Origin of the sequence: Paenibacillus wuxiensis (assembly GCF_040195695.1) — a bacterium.
Classification (GTDB): Bacteria; Bacillota; Bacilli; order Paenibacillales; family Paenibacillaceae; genus Paenibacillus_B; species Paenibacillus_B suaedae.
Genome location: NZ_JBEFZI010000002.1, coordinates 476,744 through 498,811 on the forward strand (window position 1 = coordinate 476,744; position 22,068 = coordinate 498,811).

The following is a 22,068-nucleotide window of genomic DNA, read 5'->3' on the forward strand; positions in this document are numbered from 1 at the left end:
ATTCAGGATTCCTGTCATGGATTTATATAATACTTGTTATGCATGACTATGTCTGAGGTCGTCGTTATTTGGATATGAATGTCTGCTTTAATTCGTGTAGTCGTTGATCATCCATATATCACCATTCTCGTTAAACTCTATCGCAAATATACGCTCTCCATCTTTAACAAATTGAGCACTGCCGGGAGCCTTTGGATTTCTCTGCATTTCATATTCATGTAGATTATATCCGAGCAATTCAGCAACAAGAGGGAAAGCAGCTGTTTGTAATTGCTCATCCGTGATTTCAAGCTTTTTCTGCTTTTGGCTCGCGCTTGTTTTAGGATTGCTCGAATAGGTAGATAATGAAGAATCATAAATTTGACGAATCTTATAGGTTTTCGGATCGAAGCTGACACCGCCGTCAGAACCATAAGACAAATACACGGTATTGTAGCTGTCAGAGAAAAGTTTGGATGCAGCGGTAAGCTGATCAGCCTTTTTTCCGCGCAGTACAGCAAGCATGTATTGACCTTTTTTATTTTCATCATCCGAAATTTGGTCAGGACCTACATCATAGGACGTAGTGATTGTGTCATTCAAAAAGAGTACTTCAACTCGATGATCGTTCTGATTATCTATCAATTTCGTTTGAACCGTATATTCATTCGTGTAAGGATCATTGAAAATGGAACGACTGATTTTAAAATATGGATTCCCTTTGTATCCACTATCTTGCAGCGCTTGTGCAGCCTTCTTCAACAATTCAGAGCCGGCTGCTTCTGGCGTCAGATCCAACCCTAGTTGTACTCTCGATAGCTTGCCGGTGTCAGCGTTTACCCATATGTAACGCTGACCGGGGCCGTCATTTGGAGAGCTTTTGAATGCAAGGAACAAATCCTTCGTGTCTTCTGTGGGCATGATCTCTTGGAGCGGAAGCGGCTTGCCCAACTGCTGCATGACATCACTAACCGTTTGCTTAACCGTATTGCGGATCTGTTCATTAACCTGATTAAATAATGGCTCCTTTGCATACAGCTCAAGGATTTCGGATTTCTTCGGCTCTGGTTTATCCGCTGCCGCGTTCGTTAGGGCAATGCAGGCAAAAATGGAAATGATCGCGATCCCGAAAATGGTCCATTTATACGAACCTCGTTTGAACAAAGCAATCATGTTAATTCTCCTTTTAATGAGGGATTTGTCGGTTGAGAAGCTTGTCGCACTGACAGAACGAAAGCCGGTTGTCATATTCGCTTCCACCAGCTTGACAATGGTGTATCCATACTGTTTGACCTCATCTTCTTCCAAACAAGAAATGACGCGATTGTCACAAGACAGCTCCTGGTCTTCCCTCATTTTCCTGGATGCGTACCATAGAATCGGATTGAACCAGTTCAGGATAAGCAGGATGGTGAATAACCAGTTTGTCACAATATCCTTGCGTATGTAATGAACAAATTCATGAAGCAGAATATGTCTTAGTTCTTCATTGCGAAACTGTGCAAAATACTTGCCGGGCAGCAATATCTTCGGTCGTAATACCCCATACAGTGTAGGACTGCTCACTCCATTCGATATCAGCAGCGGCAGTGTTCTCTTTATCTTCAAATCCTCGCGACATTGCTGAAGTACACGCAAGCTGGCTTCATCGGATACGACATAGGATTCTCTCATCATCCCGCGTGAAAATTTGCGGTTCGATACAAGCACATAGGCTGTCATTGTCAATACGCCAAGTAACCAGCTAAGTGACAATGCGGAGTGAATGAATGTAGGACTATCGTTATTCGTGACATCTGACCGCTCAGCACCAGACATGCTATTGTCCAGAATATGGCTGGTTTCGTTTGTTCCTGATGCATGTTCCGCCGATAATCTGTTCATATCATCATCCATTGACGAGATAGGAAGCGCAATTGGTTTATCTGTAAATGAAAATAGATTATATAAGCTGAACGAGCTTTCAGGTACCCAAGGCAGCAGCATCCTGGCAAGCAGAACGAACCAGAGCATGTACTGCCATTTGATCGGGAGACGATCCTTCAATGCGGCCCTCACAAGCAAGATAAGGACAACAATGATTGATGCCATTAAGGAAGTCTTTGCAACCCAATCAAAAATTATAGTTAACCATGTTAATAAGTTATTCATCTCTACGCTGCCCCTCGTCGAGTATTTTCTTCAGCTCCTCTACTTCTTCTGTGGATAGCTTCTCTTGCTTCAGGAAATTAACAAACATTGGCTTCAAGGCGCCTCCATATAGACGCTGCAAGAAGGAATTGCTCTCTGCCCTGACGCACTCTTCTTCACTGACTACAGGATAATATAGATAGGTTTTCCCTTCCTGTTCATAGCCGAGCGCATTTTTGTTGAGCAATCGATTAATTAACGATTTAATCGTAGCTGGCTTCCAGTCGCTATTCTCACTTAGCTTCTCGATTACATCGTTCGCTGACAGCTTATGGTTTGTCCCCCAGAATACCTTCATGACTTCCCATTCAGCATCCGAGATTCGCGGAATTTCTGTCATATCTTCAACCTTCTTTCTATTGATTACATATGTAATTAACATCCCGAGGTATAGATTACACTCGTAATCGGAAATTGTCAAATTTTATTCGTTTCTGTAACGCGTAATTTACTCAAAAATAGAGATCTTGTAATCAAATGAAGTAACGTAATATTTATTATGTAAACTTAAATTCGGGTTTCATTTGCAAATAAAAAGCCCGAGTATGCTGATCCATCGTGGACTGACATACTCAGGCTATAGAAATTAAATTGCTTCTGGTGTTGATTCTTCGAATTGACTATTATATAGATCCGCGTAGAAGCCTTTTTGTTCGAGCAACTCATCATGGGTTCCTTGCTCAATTACAGTACCTTTGTTCATTACAAGAATCAGGTCAGCGTTACGTATTGTCGACAAACGATGAGCGATAACGAAGCTCGTTCTTCCCTTCATTAATTCGTTCATTGCGCGCTGGATATGAACCTCAGTGCGTGTATCGACACTGCTCGTTGCTTCATCCAAGATAAGAATGGATGGATTCGCAAGAATCGCGCGTGCGATCGTAAGGAGCTGCTTCTGACCTTGTGAAATGTTGGAGGCTTCTTCATTCAGAACCGTATCATATCCCTTCGGTAGCGTACGGATAAAATGATCGGCGTGCGCAGCCTTCGCTGCGCGTACAATCTCCGCTTCCGACGCTCCTTCTCGGCCATACGCGATATTTTCACGAATGGTACCATTGAAGAGCCATGTATCTTGAAGCACCATACCGAACATCGACCGCAGACTGCTGCGTTCCATGTCGGTTATATCCACGCCATCGATTTTAATGGCACCGCCATTAATTTCATAGAAGCGCATCAGCAGGTTAATGAGCGTCGTCTTCCCTGCTCCAGTAGGACCTACAATCGCAATCATTTGTCCTGGATTTACATGGATATTCATGTCTGTAATGAGCAGTTCATCTTCCTTATAGCCGAATTGCACATGCTCGAAGTCCACTTGGCCGACTGGATGTGCGATCTCAACCGGCTTCGCTGCTTCTGGAACCTCTTCTACCTCATCGAGTACTTCGAATACCCGCTCTGCAGAGGCAATCGTCGATTGAATGACGTTTGCAATGTTGGCTGTTTGAGCAATTGGCTGTGTGAATTGCCGAGCGTATTGAATGAATGCTTGAATATCACCGATCTCGATCGATTTCTTCGTCACGAGCAATCCGCCAACTACACAAATCAGCACATATCCAATATTGCCGATGAAGTTCATAAGCGGCATAATCATGCCGGAAATAAATTGTGCCTTCCAACCCGATTCATACAAGCGTTCATTAACCTCATTAAATTCTTCGAGTGATTTTTCCTCATGGCCGAACGCTTTGACAATATTATGCCCCGTATACATTTCTTCCACATGCCCGTTTAGCTCACCAAGTGACTTTTGCTGTCCCATAAAGTGTTTCTGCGACCGAGAAGCCACCATCTTAATGACGATCGCACTGAGCGGCAATGTCAGCATACAGATGAGGGTTAATAGCGGGCTGATGGTCAACATCATCACGATGACTCCAATGATCGTGATGATGGACGTAATTAACTGCGTTAAGCTTTGTTGCAGCGTTGTACTTATGTTATCTACATCGTTCGTAACTCTGCTTAGAATCTCGCCATGCGTGCGCCCGTCAAAGTACTTGAGCGGTAGACGATTCAGCTTATCATTGACCTGCTGACGCATGTCATACACAATTTTTTGCGCTACACCTGCCATCAAGTATTGTTGGATATAACTGAAAAACGCACTGAACAGGTACAAGCCAACAAGCAGCATTAGGATATTATTAATAAAGTCAAAGTCCATGACAGCTGGGAGTCCGTTGAACTTCGCCATTGTAAATTCAAACAGTTTGGTTGTTGCCTTCCCCATAATTTTCGGACTGACGATTGAAAATATGGTACTGAGTATAGCCATCAAAAAGATGATGAATAGCTTGGTTCGGCTCGGTTTCAAATAACCGAGAAGTCTGCGTAGGGTACCCTTGAAGTCCTTGGCCTTCTCGCCCGGCATCATCATCCCTGGCCCCATCGGTCCACCGCCGCCATGCTTACGGCCGGAATTCGCTGCTTTATTTTTTTCACTCATGCGATCTCCTCCTCCGACAGCTGCGAGGATACAATCTCACGATACACTTCACTAGATTTCAGCAGTTCTTGATGCGTGCCAATATCTGCGATTCGTCCTTCCTCCAGCACAATAATCTGATCAGCGTCCTTCACCGTACTTACACGTTGTGCGACGATAATTACAGTTGCGTTAGTTGTTTCTCCTCTTAATGCTGTCCGCAGCTTGGCATCTGTTTTGAAGTCTAGAGCGGAGAAGCTGTCATCAAAGAGATAAATCTCAGGCTTGCGCACTAGTGCCCGCGCAATGGATAAGCGCTGCTTCTGTCCGCCTGATACGTTCGTTCCCCCTTGGGAAATAGCTGAATCGTATCCTTCTGGCATAGCTGCAATGAAATCAGCAGCTTGCGCAACTACTGCTGCATGCTGCAATTCCTCATCTGTCGCATCCTGCTTGCCATAGCGAATATTATCTGCAATTGTGCCTGAGAATAGTACGGCCTTCTGCGGCACGTACCCAATCTTCTCCCGCAAGCCCTCCTGAGATAACTCTCTCGCATCTACACCATCAATCAGGATGCGCCCACTGTCAATGTCATAGAATCGCGGAATGAGATTCAGCATCGTAGATTTACCGGAACCTGTACCGCCAATAATGGCAGTCGTCTCTCCAGGGCGGGCGCTAAATGAGATATTGGACAATGCTGGATTCTCTGCACCCGGATAGCTGAACGTCACGCGATCGAACTCAATGTATCCGCGAAGTCCTTCCGCTTTCTTTACATGATCCTGATCACGAATGACTGGTTCCATGTCAAGCACCTCGTTAATTCGTGTGGCAGATGCGGAGGCGCGCGGTATCATAACGAAAATGATCGATACCATAACAAGTGAGAACATAATCTGAGCCGCATATTGAATAAATGCCATCAGATCGCCAACCTGCATGCTGCCGGCATTGATTCGATCCGTTCCGAACCAAATAATCGCAAGTGTCGAGAAGTTAAAGGCAAGCATAATGACTGGCATTAGCGATGCCATAATGCGGTTTACCTTTACCGCTGTCTGCGTTAGGTCTGTATTGGCTTCGTTGAAACGATCCTTCTCATGCTCGGTGCGATTGAAGGAACGAATTACCCGAATACCAATTAAGCTTTCACGAAGCACTTGATTCAGCCTATCGAGCTTTTTCTGCTGTGCCTTGAACAGGGGAATCCCTTTACTAGCTACGAGAAAGATTGCAAGTGCCAAGATTGGGATAACAACGGCTAGCACTAACGTTAGCTTGGCATCTTTATTAACGGCCATAATAATCCCGCCGATACACATCATCGGAGCGCTGATCATCATGCGAAGAATCATGACAAGCACCTGTTGTACTTGTGTAATGTCATTGGTCGTACGCGTAATAAGCGAAGCAGTACCAATGTTGTCGAACTCCTGCAGGGAAAAATGCTGAACGTGGTTAAATACCTTGCCGCGCATTAATTTTCCATACCCCATTGCAACCTTGGCTGACAAATAACTGCTCACAATCGCACAGATTGTTCCTCCGATTGCTACCACTAGCATGAGACTGCCAATTTTCCAAATGTACGGGACATCTCCTTTTGAAATCCCGAAGTTTACAATATCAGACATAAGCGTCGGCAAATACAGCTCCGACAGCGATTGTACAAAGACAAGCGCTAATATGACGCCTATCGGCACTCGGTATGGTTTCAAATACCGAAACAACTTCATCATGCTTCCTCAACTCCATCTCCATCATCATGTGTCTTTTCTTTTTCTCGTTGTTGGCTGCGGATGTCATAGTATTCGTATACTTTCTTTAACAAATCCGCGAGATGAAGGCTATCCTCCTCACCTAGATGCTGAATCAGCCCGTTAATCTGTTCCTCGAATTGTTTCTGACCTTCTTCTGTTGTCTTCAATCCCTCTTCGGTCAATTGTACTCGAACGGCACGCCTGTCTTCCTTATCCATAAACCTCTCCACAAGTCCCTTCTTCTCCAACACATTCAAGGTCTGAGTAACCGTCGGAGAAGTGAGCCTCAGATGGTTGCTGATGTCGGATACCCGCATAGCCGGCTCTCCCTCTTGCGCATGGCGCTTGATGCAGAACAGCATCATCATCTCACTGCGTTTCTTGCCTGCTGACATCCGTTGATTCCACTCGGCCCGATTGAATCGCATGAACGATTGGACGAGCTTATACGCCGTTGTATCTGGATCGAACATTTCCGCATCACCTCATAGATTCTAGAACACGTTTCATCTCTATATTAGGTTAGCTAACTATTAGATAATCAAATAATTAGGTTACCTATTATTTTACTACTGAATTATATACCTCTAAAATAGTTGATGTCAAATTCAGATCCTCCCATGTTCTCAATCATTCTGTTAACAGGTAAAGCACGATTAACTCCATTCCCCCCTTCTTAGAATCGGTAGTCATTGTTAGGAAGTATAGAAAAACCCCGCCCAAAGATGGACGAGGTTCGTCAGAATAATCATCTGTATGGAAAGATAACAGGCTCACATATGCCCACTTTCTCAGCTTACATGGCTATGTGTGGCATACTGCACTTGCTTGTTCATTCGCACGTTCTACCTCTTCCAAGAACGCCAAAATAGTATCGTTAACCAAGATAGGTTGTTCACGAATCATATGGGGGCGATGACTTGCTCCCTCTATAATGAGGTATCGTGAATTGGGAATAAGAGAAGTCACTTTCAATACATCTCCTTCTGGTGCATAAGGATCATGCTGACCAGCAATGAACAAGGTAGGACAACTTATGCCTCTGAATTGTTCTTCACTTAGCTGTGGATACTTTCGCCAATCTTTAAGCTTTTGGCGCAAAAATTCCTGCCAGTTACCCTTATGTGCTTCTCTATGTCTATCTTCCATTAACCGGATAAATGCATGGCCATCATTCTCAAGCAGCCACTCCGGTTCAAATTCCTCAGATCCATACGAAGCAACATACCCGCTCTGACCAATTGAAGTTAACGAAGTTACACGATCAGGATGGTGAATCGCACAATACAAGCCGACCCCTCCTCCCATGCCGTAGCCGATTAGATGCGCCTGTTGAATCCCTAATCGATTCATGAGTGCAATGATGTCATCAGCATGCTGCGGCGTACTCCATTCCAAGCTGCCACTTCTTGTTCTGCCATGCCCACGGAAGTCGGGGAAATAACAAGCATATTTATTTTGAAAATCAAGAATCTGGCTGGCAAATGCGAGAATCCCTCTTGAAAATCCGCTATGCAGAAAAATAACGGGAAATCCAACGCCTAGCTGCTCGACAAACATGTCCATATTATTGCAAGTAATATGCGGCATATTGCTCCATCTCCTCTTTTTATTTTTTATAAGGTGAGATTCTCCCCTATTTCCCGGTTGAATGATACATGGTGTTGAAACTCGCTCATTTTCATAAGTAAGTATAGAATAGTACGACAGAGTTAGATGATCAATACATTTCCTTCCATATAAAAAGACAACTGCGTGATTAGACACAGTTGTCTTTGTCCTTGAAAAAATGATGATAACAATAAATCAGCATCAGCCTGCCACCGTTAATAGAACACCAATCGTATTCGTTATGCCATGGACAAGGATTCCAGGCCATACGGAACCCGTTCGTTCATACGCCCATGCGAATATGACTCCGCCAACAAAATTAACGGGCATCGCATTTGTCGTCGGGTAGTGCGCTGCAGTAAAGATCAGCGCGCTTAGAAGGATTGCTCCTCCCATTCCAACACGTGTCCGCAGCCAGCGATAGATGAAGCCGCGATAGAAGATTTCTTCATATACTGGCGAAATGATCCCTGCCGATATGACACCAAGCAGCAAAGTAAATAACGTAACATGCTGTTTTAGGCTCTCTGTTTTACTATTCTCCACCGTAGTCCCAAGAAAGCTGGTAAGATAAACGGTTGCCAAGCTGAGTATAATAAGTGCAAGGATCCAGAGTATAATTCTCCACCAATCTTTAGCCGAAAATGACTTTACTCCAACTTCTGCCCAGCTCAATTTCTGTGGCCGTAAAGCAACGAAATATATGCCCAGCATTAGCGTTATGGCTATCGTAAGTCCCGTCATCGTGCCTGCATATAGTGTGTTCTGCATCCAATCAGCGTACAATTGCTGCAGTGGATATTTAATCACACAAATCACAAATACGAATTCCAGTGCCAGCAAGGCCAGCATTTGGCGCCAAGTCCAAGGATCACTTTTCTTCCACATCTCGGTTGTCTTCAATCTTCATCCCTCAATCCTCTATGTTATAATCCAACTATATTAGGTGACGTTACGTAACCTGCAAGCACTTTTTTCAGGAGGACTGACATGAATCGCTGGACAACAGGACAAGTATCGAAGATGAGAAATGTATCCGTACGAACATTGCGTTATTATGATCAGATTGGCCTGCTTACGCCGAGTCATAAGGAAGACAACGGTCGACGCTATTATTCGGAAGCAGATTTATTTACACTTGAGAAGATCACGCTCATGAAGTCATTGTCGCTCCCACTGGAGGATATTCAGCAATTGATAGACAAGCTGTCTTACCGCCACATCCTAACTGCCCATTATAATCAGCTTCAGGAGCAGTTAACATCGCTGCAGACGAGTATTTCCAATACAGCTACACTCATACATATGATTGATATAGAGGGAAATCTCTCTTGGGAGAAGGTATCGAGTCTTGTGCAGAACGCACCGGAGAATTCGAAGCAGTGGATGGATTACTTCGGAGAAGAAGAAAGCGAGTTTTTGCGCCAGACTCTTCCGAATCTAGGCAATAGCGACCCAATCACTCAACAGTATGTGTCCTTACTGCGGCGGATTGAATGGTGTATCCAGCAGTCTATCCCGCCAGAATCGGTTGAAGGCTGCAAAATTGCAATTGAGCTGAATGAGCTGTCGATGATCACATTTGAGGGTGATGAGGAGTTAATCGAGAAGTTCTGGGAAGTAAGAAAACGTCCTGCCAGTGAGACGGGGTTATTTCCGATATCAGATGAGGTATTGGAGTTCTTAGAAAGAAGCACGACCTATGCCTTGGAGCAAGAAAAAGCAGGGGTAAAATAAATACGGTATTCGATAGCAGACCAGCTTGCTTGCCGCTTATGGAGGAAGCTGGTTTTTTAGTTTTGTTGTTAGGATATATCCTCTATTGATGGGTACTTCTATTATGAATTACATGATACCCATTCCTTTCTTATAATCTAGTATTGTAAATAAGCGCAAATTCGATTATCGTCTCACAAGACCATTTGGTTCGATCGGCTTACTTAACCAATGTTCATCGGTTTGTACATGATTGCGGCGGACAAACTTAGCTGCGCTGTCCTTGAATGCATCATAATGAAATGCAGACGCGAGACGAACAACATAGCCCTCCTGTTCACCACCGCAGCGGGATTGCATCGTATAGCACTTCCTGACAGCTTCCTCATCCCATATTCCCCGATACAGCACCGGAACAACAGTAAGCTGAAGCTGTTCAGCCCATTCGAGGGTATCATCCCAAGATAGGCATATGTTCTGATCATTCCATACCGAGAACAGCATGAAATAACTCGGCAAGTCCGTATAAGATAGCGAATGCTTCGCATATACGTTTTCACCGCATAATCGATAGCCTTCAGGGATCATGTATTGAATGCCGCCATGCTGCATTTTGACGATGTGCCGAGAAGGATGATCCTTGCTGTCCAGGGAACGAGCGTGGATGCCATTGTTATACATCGTTGTATTCTCCCCGTCCATTTTTTCTGTAACAACAACCTCGCGGCCGATGAAATGATCCGTATTCCGCAAGATTTTATCGTCATTCGTATAGCTTCTGGACCAGGGAAGGTGCATCGTTTTCGGATATTTGATTTTCATGTCGTTTCACCTCCTTATTTCGCGAAAGTGTCGGCTTCCGCAAAAAAATACAATTGAGCCAGCATCTCATCGCCTAACAAATGATAAATATGAGATGCTCCAGCATCCCCGCCGTGCAGGATCTCCATATGGAAGCTGACTAGATTGACAACCTGAAGGACAAATTCCTCGTCGTACCCCATTTGCTTCAGGACATGGCAGGCGATCGCTGCGGATACATGTTCATGACCATAATAGGAGTAATATCCCCGGCTTTCCTTCCACACCTTGCAGAATGGCTTGCCTGCATCATGAAACAGTGCAGCGAACTGCATTGCCAGCATGTTATCTCCTTCGTAGAACGCACGTACATATTCCAGCACCGCATAGGTATGCTCGGACAACGTTCTCGAATGATGCGGATTCTGTTGATCATATCCTACCATTACCCGAAAATGCGGAGAACTGGACAAATAGTTGAACAATTCGTCGTGATCCGGATTATCCGCAAGCAGCTCTTCCAGCTCCGAGCGCGAAAGCATAGCATCAGCTGGAGCATGCACGATATGAAGTTGTTGAAAGCCTTCACCAAGGACCGGAAACTCAAAGTGCTTAGCAAACTTGGACATTACACTCTCGTCGATCCTACGCTTCCTAGATTGGGCCCGCTGCATGGCGATATCATAGGGCGTGCTGCACACATGACATTCCACCGGGACCTCCCTGAACCGCTTCAAGAACTTCAATCTTCGTTCTCGGCTGACATTGGTTGCGTCAAATACTACATTGCGCCCAGAAGCCAATGCTTGCTCAATTTGAGAGAAAGCTTCATCAAATACGACATACGTATTCTTTTGCTTCGCCTCATCTCCGAACAGCTTCTGACGTATGGAGTCGGTTGCTACATGAACAGCCCTATGCTGCTTGCACAACTCCTTCGCGTAATGGCTCTTCCCGCTACCCGGTATGCCGGCCAGCATGTGAATGGAACTCATCGATTTCTCACCTCCTTTCAAATCTCTTTTCATAATCGAAACCTCTATTCATACATAAACAGACATCTATCCAAAAACTAAGATCGAATTGTTTGATGTGACGTATGGCAGAGGCAGTCCAGCGTATGATCATTCACCATGCCAACCGCCTGCATGAAGGAATAGCAAATCGTGCTGCCTACGAATGAGAACCCGTCTTTCTTAAGCTGCTTGCTCATTCGATCACTAATATCGGTTGTAACGGGAACTTCCTTGATGGTCGCCCAATGGTTTACAATGGGTTGGTTATCGACGAAGCTCCATATGTACGTGGAGAAAGAGCCGTGCTCTTTCTGGAGCCGCAAAAAAGAGTGTGCGTTTTTAACGACACTGTGAATTTTTAATTTGTTGCGAACGATCCCTGCATCATCGAGCAAGGATTCCAGCTTCTCTTCCGTGTACTTCACGATTTTCTCTGCCTCGAATTGATCGAAGGCTTCACGGTAATGTTCTCTCTTCTGCAAGATTGTCCACCAACTGAGCCCCGCCTGCGCACCTTCCAAGCACAGCATTTCAAATAACTTTCGATCGTCGTATACGGGAACTCCCCACTCATTGTCATGGTAGTCCACATATAAAGGCTCATTTTCTTTTACCCAAGCGCATCGTTTACACATCGTTGTAGACCAGTCCTTCTTCTTCAATAAATCTTTCTTCAAGTTAGAGATTTTACATCATGATTTTATGGTGTGTGCTGACAACTTACAAACTCAGAAACTCACTCTGCGCAGATCATCAATATTATATTCATATCTGGTTAGCAGGTTCGATCAGTAGAGCGTTATATGCCATACAGCCGTACTTCTACCTTACTTCAGCTACCAGCGGAGCGGTTCTTCATCTCGCCATAGAATCCAGCGGTCAATCTCTATGATATTCGCAGTACCGATGCTGTACTCACTCTTGACACCGCTCTGTAAGTCAATGAGATGGAGCATTCCTCCATATGTGCCTACCGCTAATCGTGATTCATCTGGAGATGCGACAATACCGGATAAGGTGCTGCCGACAAAATATCGCCATATCTCATTACCTTCACTGTCTATTTTGCGCAAATATCCATAGGCATCACCCAATATATGACCATCTGTCAATGCAGCAGCGGCGTATACACGCATCTCATCATTCATGAGCGGCCACTCTCGTTCTGCCCCAGCTTCAAGCTGCTCCAAGTCTGCAAGCGGGATTTGAATCGTTGCCCCATTATAGAAATGGCATGCATTATACCACACTTCGCTACTGTCCTTGGCGAACAGCGCATAATGCGGATAACTGGATTGCGGCTCGAACGTATACACCTTCCCACTCGCCGCATCTCGCAATAGATGTTCACTGCACTGGCTGCCATACGTAAGCCAGCATCCATCCGGAGACACAGCACCGTGCACCATATCAATGTGAGTATCCTCGTAATCATATTGCTGCATCTCCGTCAGTTCAGGATGAAGCAGCTCGACTTGGTCTTTGCTAAGCAAATAGATGCCGCAATCGGTTACGAGAAGAAGACGTGAGCCATTGTCGAATGGGATAGCCTCCTCAATATGGCTAGCCGGATGTTCTGAATCGGCAAGTGATTCACAATCATTCAAGATTGCCTTAATACGTTGCTGTATAACTTGCCAGGACCAAGCGGCAATCTCTTCGCCCTCCCCCAAGCTTGTAACGATTCCTCGTATTATACGTATTCCTTGTTCATTACTAAGCGCGAAATAGTTTCCGTCCGAGGAGCATCCAATATGATAGAAGTCAGGTAGCTCTGTAATTTGATCTTGCTGAATGAGATAGATGCTGCCGCCATAAGTACGAACAAGAACAGTTCCATCATTCAAGCAGACAATTGGTTTAATAGCTTGCTGCTTCTCCTCATAACCGGGTGTAATTGGCCAGGATGCTGGCGGAATCTCCTGACGCAGCCGTTCGGTGTCCCCTGCTTGATTGGCAGCCCGTATCATGTCAACGATGTCTGCGGCCATGCCCGAACGCTGATCATCCCCAGGCTCTTGTTGTGCCTGTTCCCAGTTGCTTTCCATCCCGACGCGCACATATTCATTAATTTCCGAGGCATATCGCTTTCCTTCTGTGCGCCACTTCATCGCAATTTCTTCTCTTAGCCAGCTCATGACAACTCCTCCTCGTACCCATTCGTGTCTCTCGTGTCTGCCTTATCCAATAACCTCGACGACATTGCCTTCTTGATCCTTAATTTCTGTTATCTCAATCTGAAAGACGATGCTCTGTGTAGACGCAAGTTCGATCATGCCCGCCTTCGGCTCCAGCTTCGTGCTTAGTTCAGCAACCGTACGATCATCTACGAACAACTGAATCGCATTTTCCGTCGTTTCGTGGGAGGTATGATCGCCCGCTTTTATCACGATTGTAACCTCTGGCCCAACCAGTGTAAGTTCTTTGCGCTTCAAGATCCGCCCCTGCAGCAGCTTCCCAATTAAATCTGCCTGCTTTGCACCGATGATGAGTTTAGCCGGCTTTTTGCCTAACCATCCATTCTTGCCAGATTCCCATCCTAATTGCTGAACGAATAAGATTCCGGTGTTTGAACCGTCATTCTGCATTCCTCGCTCAGCAGCTTCGGCCACTTCTGGCATGCGAAGAAGCGACTCCCGCTCCAGATCGGTAATGTAATAAGGCAGGTGCATTTGGGAGGCATTCAAAAGGCCTAATGTATTCCAAGTTTGCATCGCTTCAAGCTCATCATTCGTAATCCCTACCATCTGAATGAACTCTACCTTGCCATTCGGTGTATCGATTGCACGCAAAACGGGATCTTCAGCGAAGGCGAGCGCTGTTAATTGGGTATCTGCATCCAAGCATATCGGCCCGTTCGCATCCAGATAATCTCCCGATCGAAATACATTGCCCGAGTTGAATACGTATCTCCCCATATTTTGCAGCAGGTTAAGCGCCCATGCGGGAGGTTCCTCATCCTCAGCCTGCCTAACCAGTCTGAATGTAAGTTCAAACCCGTATCCGCTACATTCTTCATCGTCTAATTCTTTATCATAAAGTTCTGAAAAACCATAGGTTACAAAATGCCAATGCGGATATGGAAAATCCGCCTTGTATGCACTTAATCCATCCAAGGGGTCATGTCCACCCAAAGCATATGAAATGATCGTGCCGTAATGCTTAGGCTCCTGCTCGCCATAAATTGCTGTGACTGCTTGATCAATCGCATCCCATCCGGCGGTGCTTGCTTCTTGGTTCATGTACCGTTCCCTCCCCAAAGGCTCAATCTATGTAAATTGGTAATACGAACAAACAGCTTACAGCGGACACACTCTGTTGCTGTAATACTATCAATCTCCTATCTTGGTAATTATATCAATGATAGAAGCAAAAATGAAATCTTGAAACTATTTTTGATTTAATCGTATTAATAATTGAATGCATTAAGCCTTTTGTAATAAAATTAGTAAGCTTAGGCAACAATTTCAGTTATCTTATTCATCATTTAGGAGGAAGCAATGGAGCCCGAATCGGAACGAGAAACGGTATTACAGCTAATTAAGAAAGGAAATAAGTCCTCTGCAATTGCAATGATAGGCAATGCCATTATTGCAGCTGCAAAAGGCGCAGGTGCTGCAATGAGCGGCAGTGGAGCGATGTTCGCATCTTCCATGCATTCTCTGGCGGACAGCGTAAATCAGGGCTTTGTATTCGTCGGCAGTATACTTGCGGAGAAGAAGCCCACTCGCCAATTCCCTACTGGATTCGGTCGAGTCATTAACCTCTTTTGTATGGTGGCTGTTATCGTTGTAACGATTATGGCCTACGAGACGATACGTGAGGGCCTGCATTTACTTCAGCACCCCGTACAAGCAAGCAGTGGGGCGTTCTGGATAAATATCGCGGCATTAGTATTCAATTTAGTTGTTGATGGAGCTATTTTGCTCAAAGCGATGAAGGAAATTACGAAGGAAGCAAGAGTTGAAACAAAAGGTATTGCATTTATCCCCGCTTCATTTAAGCATGTTAGTCGTTCTGCACCGCCCACTCGCTTGGTATTCTATGAAGACCTGGTTGCTGTTACGGGTGCCTTATTGGCCATGAGCGCAGTTGTCGTCACTTCCTTGACAGCATTTAAGGCTTTGGATGGAATTGCGACGCTTCTAATCGGGATATTAATGATTGGCGTTGCTTTTCGTGTCGGGTATGACAATATGGTTGGACTTATCGGGGTAGCAGCTCCTCGCGATGTTGCGGAGAAGGTAGCATTCCTTATTCTTGCTGACACAGATGTTACGGATATTAATGATTTGCGAATTACGCAGGAAGGGCGCTATTATCACGTCGATGCGATGATCGAACTGCGCAAGGGCTTAACCTTAGCCGACGCTGATGATATTATTTTCCGCGTTCAAGACAAGCTGATGGCGGATCCAGATATTACAGATGTCATATTGGGCGTCTTAGAGGATAACGGAGTTACGGATTGGACGCCTGAAGCGTTGAACGAATTCTCATAATCCATAATACAAGAGCGGCACGGATCAAGAAGATTCTTGATCCTGCCGCTCTTTTTTATACACAAGTGTGTATCGAGCATCATTCAACTATAAATAAGAGGTTATCAGAACGAGAAACGATATCATATACATGCAGCTCTTCCCTAGCGTGCAAGGTTAACTTGATTCAGCTTCACTTTCGGTACGCACAGCTTCTTCGATAATCTTTTCGATCGACACGCGTTGAATAAACTTAGCGTATTTCTCCTTCTTCTTACCATTCGCTTGAAAGAAATCGATCATTCGGGTGACGCAACGGATTAACTGCTCCGCTGTCACTCCGGAAATCGCCAATTGTCCGAGGGTTGGCTTGATTGTTTTCGGTTCTCCGCCAATGTATATATCGAATACATCCTTCATTTTCACAATCCCAATATCCTTCAGCAACGGTTCTCCTGTTCCGAGTGCACATCCAGAGTAGCCTATCCTGAGCGGGTACGGAACCTCGATTCCAGCTATCGCTTCATTCAGCTGCTTGGCAAGCTCCATATTCGTATCTTCTGCTCCTCTGCAGAAATTACATGTAATCAAGCTCTTGGTGTAGAAGCCCGCTGGATAGATCTCTAACCCTACTTCCTTCAACCGCTGCTGTACCTCATCCATTCGTTCTTCTTCCATTTCGACATACAGCTGCTTGAAGGTAGTCAGCTCGATCTTTGCCTGATTGCCTACGATAGAACCAAGCAGTGACAACTGTTTAGGCGTAAAAAGACTTCCTCCTTCCTCAAAACCCGGAGTTACTGCAAACTTCGCGAGATGTGACATCCGATCCCTCCTCTATATACTTAGGGCGTATGTTCGTATTCTGTTACCCATATAGTATACCCCCCTATAGTATATAGTCAATGGGTGATTGCCTGTACAGCCAATAAAAAAAGCGAGCATGATTTGCCCGCTTTTTACTCGTTATCTTAGGGTATTCTCTGAAATGCATAGGCCAAGATCTTGCCATCTATCGCGTTACAATAGGCAACCCCTCTTCTTGCCACCTGATAATGCCTCCCTGCAGGTTGAAGACATTCGTAACGCCATGCGCCTGAAGAATGCTGACTGCAATGGCGGAACGCATTCCGGTTCGGCATTGGACGAGAACGGGCATTTCAGTCGGAACCTCCCGAACGCGTTCCGGAAGCTTGCCAAGCAGTATATGTTTGGCATGTTGAATGTGGCCTTCCTCCCATTCTGCACTTGAGCGCACATCCACAACTGCGATCTCGCCGCCAACTACCTGGTCTGCGATACTCGCAGGAGTAACGTCAGGATAAGATTCCAGCAATTCTTTGGAAGATGAACGGAGGGCGCTATCCACCCACATCTTCGTTGCTTCGATCAGACCTTCAATTCGATCGATGCCAATGGATCGCAAATCTCGGGCAATGTGAGGCAATTGTTCCTCTTCCCCCATCACATACAGCGGATGCTCGTCATTCAGGAGCCATCCGGCCCATGAAGTAAAGGAACGATTGTATGGCACATTAATCGTCCCCTTTACATGCGCGGCTCCAAATGCAGCACATGGGCGAGTGTCCACGACGATTGCTCCTGCTTGCACGAAACTCGCGACTTCTTCCACACTCCCCTCGATCTGCTCTGGAACAAAAAGCTGGCCAAGTAATGTAGGCCCTACCCGATTCACGTGCTTCATTCTCGGAAAATAAGTTGGCGGTTCGGGTTGCCCCGCCAGTAATGAGTTGACGAACTCATTTCCGTTCGTGAAGGACAGGGCCCAATTGAAGCGCTTCTCATAGCCTACCGTCGATGAAGGAACTGCGCCCAGCGCCTTGCCGCATGCGCTTCCCGCACCATGGGCAGGCCACACCTGCACGTATTCGGGAAGCTCCTTGAAGCGCTGCAAGGAGCGGAACATTTGCTTTGCTCCCTCCTCTGCCGTGCCTGCCAGCCCTACTGCCTTCTCCAGCAGATCAGGGCGTCCCACATCACCGACGAACACGAAGTCGCCCGTAAAAATGCCGATCGGAGAATCGGCCCCTCCGCCCCGATCCGTTAGCAGGAACGAAATGCTCTCAGGCGTATGGCCAGGGGTATGAAGCACTTCGAATTCGAGATTGCCGATGTGGAATCGGTCTCCATCCTGCACGAGGTGATGATTGACCTCGTTCCCGCTCTCATCGTTCACATACGAATACATCCAATCCGGCCCGCCTTCGCCCGATAAGTAAAGCGTTGCTTCGTGCTCCACTCCGAATTCGCGCATTCCAGACACGAAATCAGCGTGGATATGGGTTTCGGCAGCAGCGATAATGTTCAAGCCTTCGGATTTAGCTGTTGTGATATATGGAGTTACATCGCGAGCCGGATCGATTACGATCGCTTCTCCCGTAGCTTGGCAGCCGACGAGATAGGAAGCATGAGCTAATTTGTCATCATAAAAATAACGCAGCAGCATTAGGCAATACTCTCCCCTTTCTAAATAAAACAACCGCGGGTACTTGATTAACTTCACACCCTGAAATTTTCGTAGACTTCTCTTACATTCGGCCCTTCAGCATGCCGTGCCAGTACATTTTAGGCAGCAGATTTTTTTTCAGCATATACATGCTGTACCGTTCCTTCGACTGATCAAACGGGAATGTTTCCTGCGGGGTCAGATCATAATCGAACTCCGCCAGAATAAGCCGATTATAGCCGGTAACGAGCGGACATGATGTATAGCCGTCATAACGTGCGGCAAGCGGTTGTCCAGCCAGCAAGCTGACGATATTTTGTACTGCGACGGGAGCCTGCTTGCGGATGGCTGCTCCCGTCTTGGAAGTCGGGAGATTGCTGCAATCTCCGAGCGCGAACACGTTCTTGAACCGGACATGCTGCAGCGTATGTTTGTCGACTTCGGCCCATCCTGCGGCTCCTGCAAGCGGGCTATTTCGAATGAAGTCGGGAGACGACATGGGCGGCACGACATGAATCATGTCGTATCGGAGTGTCTCCCGATCCTTCGTAACCACGTGCTCGAACACGGCTTCCTTCCTCACCGAATCAATCGAGATCAGATCAAGCTGATATTTGGTCGCAATGTCTTTTCGTTCGATCACCCGATTAAGTGCCGCAGCATATTTCGGAACGGCAAAGATAGACGCATTTCCCGAAGCGAAGATAATGTTCGTCTTATTTCTAATCCCTGCCTGCCGGAATGCATCATCGGCCAAATACATAATTTTCTGAGGCGCTCCCCCGCATTTGATTGGCGAGTTCGGCTGCGTGAAGATCGCATTGCCGCCACGGAACTGGCGAATGGACTTCCACGTGCTATCGACGTATCGATAATCATAGTTGCTGCACACCCCATCCCGTCCGATACACTCCTTCAGTCCCTTGATCCGCTCCCAGTCCACCTGAATTCCCGCCGCTACGACGAGGATCTCGTACTGGATGACGGTGCCCGCCTTGGTAACGAATCGGTTGACCTCCGGATTGAATTCCTCAACCGCCTCCTGAATCCAGTCGGCTCCCTTCGGGATCAGCGATTGCTGGCTGCGTTCGGTCGTCTCCTTGCTGACGACGCCTCCGCCGACAAGCGTCCACAAGGGCTGATAATAATGTCTGGTTTGCGGATCAAGCAGCACGACTGAGCCGTGAAGCGCTTTCGATTCGCGCAGCAAGCGGGCCGCGACCGATAATCCGGCGCTGCCTGCCCCGACAATGGCAATGGTATAGTGAAGCTTTTTTGGCATTCAATGTCCTCCCCCGCTTACAAGTGCTGCTAGCTGGTGCACATGGGTATTTTCGCGCATTCTTGCTTGCCCTCATTTCCAAAGGAGTTATTGTGGGATAGTGAATCCACTTAATGTACCGATGGTCAAAATATATGGCTGGAATCCTCATTCTATGATTGCATAACAAAAAAGCAATTCCGCTTCCATCTTGCGAGGCAGGAATTGCTTTTCATTATATTATTTCGCTTCTGAAGTATGGATTTGGCTCGTTTGTTTGCTCGTCGACAAGAACAAATTCAGGCGCTTTGATCCGAATACGAGCAGCAGCATCGTCATCATCACACCGAAGAAGAGCCACATGACGGCTTGGACTGACCAGACATCCATCATTCTACCGACTGCAATCGGCAGAAGCGAACCACCTAGTCCATTTGCCGCCAGCAAAATACTCGTTGTCCGCTCAGTCATGCCGGGAAGGACACTATTCGCATAAATCAGCATGATCGCGAACATGCCTGCCATTCCAAGCCCGAGGAGAAAACTAATGACGTACCCTCCCCAAGCCTGTGAAATGAAAGGCAGAATGAGCAATACAAGGACACTGAGCACTGTCGTGATCCATAAAAATCGATAGTACGTTATCTTTTCTGCAAGGACACCGCATAGCGCACGGCCGATAACCATCGCCGTCCAATATACCGTAACCGTCAATGTTGCATCAGAGGTTGCGACGCCCCATCTCTCGATAAACAGGGATGGGAAGAAGTGCACAACAGACACTTCACTTCCTCCATAGAGCATGAAGAAGAAGGCGCATAGGACAAGGAAAGGAATGGACTTCGCTGAGTAAGATTCACGCTTGGCTTCGGAGCCATTACCTACTGTGCGCGTCAACATGGCATCGACATGACCGAATGACATCCGCTGCCAGGCGATTGCCGTGAGAAGTGCGCTTATGCCGAGCAGCAGGAAAGAGTATGTCCATATCCCACGTGCGATTAAGAAGCTTGCCACGAATGGTATCATCAAGGCGCCGAGGCCAAAAGTAACCTCCAGCTTGCTCATCGCGATGGCTTGCTTCTCTTTGACAGCGACAAGAATAATGGTACCGATCCCTGACTCCACAAGCCCCGCTCCTGCCCCCGCAAATCCGGCTATCAAAATAACGACTGGCCATGGCGGAAGGAAAAACAGCAGCAGCTCGGCGCTAATCATCAGCAATCCGATCATAACTCCTCGTTTCCGACTGAACCTTCGAGAAATAGCAGGCATACTGAGAACGCCGAGCAGCATGCCGACGAATTGAACGAAAACAAGTATTCCACCGTCCGTATAATTCAAGTCATAGTTCAGAAGCAGTTCAGGGAGCACTGCACCCATAATGACAAGTGTTACCCCAGTTACAATGTATGATAGACAACCCATCCAAATTAGTCTGTTAATCATGGTGCACCTCTCTGTCAGCAATGATGATCTCAACGCCTATTTCATTTACATAACGCTGCCACTCCGCATCTGGCTCACGATCTGTGACGATAAAGTCTATATCTTCTAAGCCTGCAACACGATGGAACATCGTCTTGCCGAACTTGGAGTGGTCAGCAAGGACAATGACTTGGTCTGCGCTGCGAATCACCTGACGGATGAGATATGTCTCTTCTTCAAAGTCGGTCGTCAGTCCATTCATGGATAATCCACAAGTGCCGAGGAAGGCCTTGTCAAAATGATAGTCGCTTAGCATCTCAATCGCCCGCGATCCATAAATCATGCGTTGATCATTGTTTAATAGGCCACCAAGCAGCTGAATGCGAGCTTCATTCCTTGCCGCCATCATACCAGCCATGTCGATGGAATTCGTAACGATGACATTCCCCTTGGTCTTCATATGTTCTCCCACACACCGTACCGTCGTAGATGAGTCCATGTATAAGTAATCTTCGTCGTGAAGGAGAGTAGCGGCAACCTGACCGATCATCTGCTTGGACGTCGTCTCCTTCTGTAACCGTTGGCCGTAATTGGGCATTTCCTTCGATATGGTAGGAAGGACGGCTCCACCTCGTGTGCGGACGATACATCCTTGTTCCTCAAGCTTGATAATATCCCTGCGTGCCGTATCTCGTGATATAGACAGCAGGTCGCATACTTCTTCCACTTCAATGCGCTTGTTTCTCTTCAGGTGCTCTAATATAGCTGCCATGCGTTCCTCTTGAAACATGGATTCTCCCCTGTTCTGTTAAGTAAAGTTAAGTGTTATTAAGTAAATCTAAGTATTAATCATGATTATAAGCCATAAATGGGAAGTGTCAATAGGAGAAGCGACACAGTTTACCTACATGA

At 46.3% G+C, this 22,068-nt stretch carries 19 protein-coding genes; 2 read left to right on the forward strand and 17 right to left on the reverse strand.

Going from position 1 to position 22,068, the window contains the following annotated elements; translation table 11 throughout:
- Nucleotides 1-87: 87 nt before the first annotated feature.
- From ABN764_RS05420 to mrtD, 7 genes are all read right to left on the reverse strand, one after another.
- Nucleotides 88-2,130, reverse strand: a complete 2,043-nt coding sequence (locus ABN764_RS05420; protein WP_446671196.1) for a M56 family metallopeptidase — start codon at nucleotides 2,128-2,130, stop codon at nucleotides 88-90.
- Nucleotides 2,123-2,509 carry a BlaI/MecI/CopY family transcriptional regulator gene (locus ABN764_RS05425; protein WP_072729542.1) on the reverse strand — a complete coding sequence of 129 codons (387 nt, stop codon included), beginning with the start codon at nucleotides 2,507-2,509 and terminating at the stop codon, nucleotides 2,123-2,125. Before ABN764_RS05425 ends, ABN764_RS05420 begins: the two co-directional genes overlap by 8 nt.
- 246 nt (nucleotides 2,510-2,755) lie before the next feature.
- Nucleotides 2,756-4,630, reverse strand: a complete 1,875-nt coding sequence (locus tag ABN764_RS05430; protein ID WP_174808981.1) for an ABC transporter ATP-binding protein — start codon at nucleotides 4,628-4,630, stop codon at nucleotides 2,756-2,758.
- Nucleotides 4,627-6,354 (reverse strand): ABC transporter ATP-binding protein, encoded by a 1,728-nt coding sequence (locus ABN764_RS05435; RefSeq protein WP_446671197.1) that lies wholly within the window; start codon nucleotides 6,352-6,354, stop codon nucleotides 4,627-4,629. The genes ABN764_RS05430 and ABN764_RS05435 overlap by 4 nt, the downstream gene beginning before the upstream one ends.
- Complete coding sequence (locus tag ABN764_RS05440) at nucleotides 6,351-6,848, reverse strand: MarR family winged helix-turn-helix transcriptional regulator (RefSeq protein ID WP_021262764.1); 498 nt, start codon at nucleotides 6,846-6,848, stop codon at nucleotides 6,351-6,353. The genes ABN764_RS05435 and ABN764_RS05440 overlap by 4 nt, the downstream gene beginning before the upstream one ends.
- A 331-nt stretch (nucleotides 6,849-7,179) precedes the next feature.
- The gene (locus ABN764_RS05445) at nucleotides 7,180-7,965 is read right to left on the reverse strand and encodes an alpha/beta fold hydrolase (RefSeq protein WP_446671198.1); all 786 of its coding nucleotides are present in this window, start codon (nucleotides 7,963-7,965) and stop codon (nucleotides 7,180-7,182) included.
- A gap of 222 nt (nucleotides 7,966-8,187) precedes the next feature.
- Nucleotides 8,188-8,889, reverse strand: a complete 702-nt coding sequence (mrtD, locus tag ABN764_RS05450) for a CPBP family intramembrane glutamic endopeptidase MrtD (RefSeq protein ID WP_021255973.1) — start codon at nucleotides 8,887-8,889, stop codon at nucleotides 8,188-8,190.
- An 87-nt stretch (nucleotides 8,890-8,976) separates the two neighbouring features.
- Between mrtD and ABN764_RS05455 the strand changes: the two genes are divergently transcribed.
- Complete coding sequence (locus ABN764_RS05455) at nucleotides 8,977-9,723, forward strand: MerR family transcriptional regulator (RefSeq protein WP_174810837.1); 747 nt, start codon at nucleotides 8,977-8,979, stop codon at nucleotides 9,721-9,723.
- A gap of 165 nt (nucleotides 9,724-9,888) precedes the next feature.
- Here ABN764_RS05455 and ABN764_RS05460 read toward each other — a convergent pair whose 3' ends face one another.
- The 5 genes from ABN764_RS05460 to ABN764_RS05480 all read right to left on the reverse strand — a co-directional run bounded on the left by ABN764_RS05460 (nucleotide 9,889) and on the right by ABN764_RS05480 (nucleotide 14,761).
- Nucleotides 9,889-10,524 (reverse strand): RNA ligase family protein, encoded by a 636-nt coding sequence (locus tag ABN764_RS05460; protein ID WP_446671199.1) that lies wholly within the window; start codon nucleotides 10,522-10,524, stop codon nucleotides 9,889-9,891.
- A gap of 14 nt (nucleotides 10,525-10,538) precedes the next feature.
- Complete coding sequence (locus ABN764_RS05465) at nucleotides 10,539-11,498, reverse strand: AAA family ATPase (RefSeq protein ID WP_446671200.1); 960 nt, start codon at nucleotides 11,496-11,498, stop codon at nucleotides 10,539-10,541.
- A 77-nt stretch (nucleotides 11,499-11,575) separates the two neighbouring features.
- Nucleotides 11,576-12,154: a DNA-3-methyladenine glycosylase I gene (locus ABN764_RS05470; protein WP_446671339.1), complete on the reverse strand. Its 579-nt coding sequence runs from the start codon at nucleotides 12,152-12,154 to the stop codon at nucleotides 11,576-11,578.
- Between the two features lie 201 nt (nucleotides 12,155-12,355).
- Nucleotides 12,356-13,657: a WD40 repeat domain-containing protein gene (locus tag ABN764_RS05475; protein WP_446671201.1), complete on the reverse strand. Its 1,302-nt coding sequence runs from the start codon at nucleotides 13,655-13,657 to the stop codon at nucleotides 12,356-12,358.
- A gap of 42 nt (nucleotides 13,658-13,699) precedes the next feature.
- On the reverse strand, nucleotides 13,700-14,761 hold the full coding sequence (locus ABN764_RS05480; protein ID WP_446671202.1) for a suppressor of fused domain protein: 1,062 nt from the start codon (nucleotides 14,759-14,761) through the stop codon (nucleotides 13,700-13,702).
- 258 nt (nucleotides 14,762-15,019) lie between these two features.
- Here ABN764_RS05480 and ABN764_RS05485 point away from each other — a divergent pair, with 258 nt between their 5' ends.
- Nucleotides 15,020-16,021: a cation diffusion facilitator family transporter gene (locus ABN764_RS05485; RefSeq protein ID WP_446671203.1), complete on the forward strand. Its 1,002-nt coding sequence runs from the start codon at nucleotides 15,020-15,022 to the stop codon at nucleotides 16,019-16,021.
- A 156-nt stretch (nucleotides 16,022-16,177) separates the two neighbouring features.
- Here ABN764_RS05485 and ABN764_RS05490 read toward each other — a convergent pair whose 3' ends face one another.
- The 5 genes from ABN764_RS05490 to ABN764_RS05510 all read right to left on the reverse strand — a co-directional run bounded on the left by ABN764_RS05490 (nucleotide 16,178) and on the right by ABN764_RS05510 (nucleotide 21,946).
- Nucleotides 16,178-16,825: an NAD(P)/FAD-dependent oxidoreductase gene (locus ABN764_RS05490; protein WP_174811353.1), complete on the reverse strand. Its 648-nt coding sequence runs from the start codon at nucleotides 16,823-16,825 to the stop codon at nucleotides 16,178-16,180.
- Nucleotides 16,826-17,012: 187 nt separating this feature from the next.
- A complete protein-coding gene (locus tag ABN764_RS05495; protein WP_174811214.1) occupies nucleotides 17,013-18,467 on the reverse strand; it encodes an MBL fold metallo-hydrolase in 1,455 nt (484 codons plus the stop codon).
- 82 nt (nucleotides 18,468-18,549) lie between these two features.
- Nucleotides 18,550-19,749, reverse strand: coding sequence for an FAD/NAD(P)-binding oxidoreductase (locus tag ABN764_RS05500; protein WP_268625470.1), 1,200 nt, complete (start codon nucleotides 19,747-19,749; stop codon nucleotides 18,550-18,552).
- Nucleotides 19,750-19,968: 219 nt separating this feature from the next.
- Nucleotides 19,969-21,177, reverse strand: coding sequence for an MFS transporter (locus tag ABN764_RS05505; protein WP_446671204.1), 1,209 nt, complete (start codon nucleotides 21,175-21,177; stop codon nucleotides 19,969-19,971).
- Complete coding sequence (locus tag ABN764_RS05510) at nucleotides 21,170-21,946, reverse strand: DeoR/GlpR family DNA-binding transcription regulator (protein WP_446671205.1); 777 nt, start codon at nucleotides 21,944-21,946, stop codon at nucleotides 21,170-21,172. The genes ABN764_RS05505 and ABN764_RS05510 overlap by 8 nt, the downstream gene beginning before the upstream one ends.
- Nucleotides 21,947-22,068: the final 122 nt, after the last annotated feature.